Here is a 259-nt window from a genome sequence, read left to right as displayed (position 1 = left end):
ACCGCAGCTTCTCCGAACAGAATGTGCGCCACGCCGTCCAGGACGACGTGAGCGTTCTGCGTGCCGATATCGAAGGGACGGTGTCGGCCAACATCCAGCTTATCCGCGGGCTGATCGCGACCCTCAGCACCGAGCCCGACATGGATGCCGCGCGCTTCGCCGAGCTTGCCGCCGTACTGGAAGATCAGAATTCGCTGATCCGCAACCTCGCCGCCGCACCGGATATGGTGATCCGCTTCATCTATCCGATGGAAGGCAA

General features: G+C 62.2%; 1 protein-coding gene. It reads left to right on the top strand.

All coding sequences use genetic code 11. The features are described from left to right. Positions 1 to 259: hypothetical protein (locus JI666_RS21370; RefSeq protein ID WP_206895098.1), on the top strand; the 259-nt coding region annotated here is incomplete at both ends.

It is taken from the genome of Bacillus sp. NTK071, assembly GCF_017303315.1.
Taxonomy (GTDB): Bacteria; Bacillota; Bacilli; order Bacillales; family Guptibacillaceae; genus Guptibacillus.
This window is presented reverse-complemented; position numbering and strand designations above follow the sequence as displayed.